This is a genomic window from Microbacterium sp. (assembly GCF_035277845.1).
In the GTDB taxonomy this organism is placed as follows: Bacteria; Actinomycetota; Actinomycetes; order Actinomycetales; family Microbacteriaceae; genus Microbacterium.
The window spans coordinates 1-2,489 of sequence record NZ_DATEJS010000120.1; the positions used below are offsets into that span (position 1 = coordinate 1).

A 2,489-nucleotide genomic window follows, 5' to 3' on the forward strand; every position below is an offset into this window, starting at 1 on the left:
CAGGTGGAGTCCCGCTGGGGCGAGCTCGAGTTCGAGGCCGCCTGGGTGGGACGCGCCGAGAAGACGCGGGCTCAGGATCTCGTGCACCGGCTGCACCGGTACCTGCGCGATTTCGCGGACGGCGGCGGCTCGGTGCTCGGCGCCGAGTCCCACTTCCAGGTGCCCATCGCCCTGACCGGCGCCGAAGACGACGGGAACGCGCACGGCGTGCTGCTCAGCGGCACCATCGACCGGGTCGAACTCACCCGCGACGGACGGGTCGAGATCGTCGACCTGAAGACCGGGAAATCGGTCGCGCAGACCGACGCGAAGGTCGCGGACAACCCGCAGCTGGCGGCCTACCAGCTCGCGTACGACGCCGGCGCGGTGCCGGACGCGCCGCCGGGGGTTCCCGGGGGCGCGAAGCTGCTCGTCATCCGCCCGACGGCGGCGGCCAAGGTGTACGTGACCCCCCGCCAGCCCCCGTTCGACCAGCCCGCGAAGGAGCAGTTCATCGACCGCGTCCGCGACGCCGCCGAGGTGATGCGGGGAACCGCGTTCCTCGCCCCGTACGAGGAGCACTGCCGCGACGACCACAGTCACGGCCTGTGCCGCATCCACACGGTCGGGGCGGTGAGCAGGGCATGAACGGCGCGACGATCCTGCAGCAGACCGAGCTGATCGCACCGGAGGTGATCGCGGCCGCGCTCGGGCAGCCGTCGCCGACGGCGGAGCAGGCGGCCGTGATCGCCGCGCCGCTGAGTCCCGCGCTCGTCGTCGCGGGCGCCGGCAGCGGCAAGACCGAGACCATGGCCGGCCGGGTCGTCTGGCTGATCGCCAACGGCCTCGTCGAACGGGACGAGGTGCTCGGGCTGACCTTCACCCGCAAGGCCGCCGGCGAGCTGGGGGAGCGGCTGCAGCGCCGCCTGGCGCGCTGGTCGCAGCTGGAGCGGCGCGGCCTCGTCCCGCATCTCGCCCGGCTGCACGCCGAGGGACGCCTCGAGGCACTGGCACTCCCGGAGAACGCCTCCGAACCGGCGCGCGCCGCGATCCTCGACCGACTCGCGGTCTCCGTCGACGCCGAGCCGGAGGCGCCCGACGCGGACGGCCTCCTGCGCCGGCCCACCGTGATGACCTACAACAGCTTCGCCGACGGCATCGTGCGCGAGAACGCGGTGCGGATCGGGCGAGATGCCGAATCGGCGGTGCTGTCCGAGTCGGCGGCATGGCTGCTCATGCGGCGGGTCGTCTTCGCCTCCGACGACCCGCGTCTCGAGCAGACTCCCCGGGCCCTCAGCACGGTCATCGACGCGGCGCTGCGCATCGCCCGGGACGGCGTCGACAACCTGTGCGACTTCGACGCGCTCGCCCGCTTCCCGGACGAGTTCGGGATCGTGCGGGAGATCCCCTCGACGAAGGCCGCGACCACGGTGTATGCCGACATCGCGAAGGCGGCCGACGACGTCGACGCCCTCGGCGTGCTGACCACCCTGGCCCGTGAGTACGACGCGCAGAAGCGACGGCTGGGTGTCATCGACTTCACCGACCAGGTCGCGGGCGCGATCCGCATCGTGCGCGGGCATCCTCCGGTCGCCGCGGAGCTCCGTGAGCAGTACCGCGTGGTGCTGCTCGACGAATACCAGGACACATCGGTCGTGCAGACAGATCTGCTCGCCGCGCTGTTCGCCGGCACCGCGGTGATGGCCGTCGGCGACCCGCACCAGGCCATCTACGGATGGCGCGGCGCGAGCGCGGGCAACCTCGGCGGGTTCGCCGCCGCGTTCGTCCCCGACGACGCGCAGTGCGCCGTCTTCTCCCTGCTGACCAGCTGGCGCAACAGCGAACAGGTGCTCACGGCTGCCAATGCCGTGCTGGCCCCCCTCGAACCGCCCGTGCCGGTCGGCGAGCTGCGCCCCCGACCGGGTGCCGGCGCCGGGCAGGTCGTGATCGCCGACTGCGCCGACATCGACGAGGAAGCCGCGCGCGTCGCCGACTGGTTCGCGAACGTTCGGGCCGAGCGGGCCGCGTCCGGGCGGTCGACCACCGGTGCCGTGCTGTTCCGCAGCAAGAAGCACATGGTCAGGTTCGGCGACGCGCTGGCCGCCCGAGGCATCCCGCACCGCATCCTCGGGCTCGGCGGCCTGCTCTCCACGCCCGAGGTGGTCGACGTGGTCAGCACGCTGCGGGTGATCAACGACCCGAGCGCCGGCTCCGCCCTCATCCGCCTCCTCGCCGGGCCGCGCTGGGCGATCGGCCTGGCCGATCTGCGGCAGCTCGAGCGTCTGTCGCGGCGCATCGCCGAGCACGACAGCGCGGGGCACGAACTCGATCCCGCGGTCGCGGAGCGCATCCGCACCTCCGCCGACGCCGACCGCGGCTCGCTCGTCGACGCCCTCGACTTCGTGCTGCGCCGCGACCCGGAGCACGGGTGGCTGCGCGGATTCACCCCGGAGGCACGCGAGCGTCTCCGCGAAGCGGCGGCGGTGTTCGCCGGCCTGCGCCAGGCCGCC

General features: G+C 73.4%; 2 protein-coding genes. Both read left to right on the plus strand.

All coding sequences use genetic code 11. The features are described from left to right. Positions 1-627 (plus strand): PD-(D/E)XK nuclease family protein (locus VJR25_RS05125; RefSeq protein WP_324113197.1); only part of this gene is annotated, 627 nt, incomplete at its 5' end. Continuing rightward, positions 624-2,489 (plus strand): ATP-dependent helicase (locus VJR25_RS05130; RefSeq protein WP_324113200.1); only part of this gene is annotated, 1,866 nt, incomplete at its 3' end. The genes VJR25_RS05125 and VJR25_RS05130, both read left to right, overlap by 4 nt.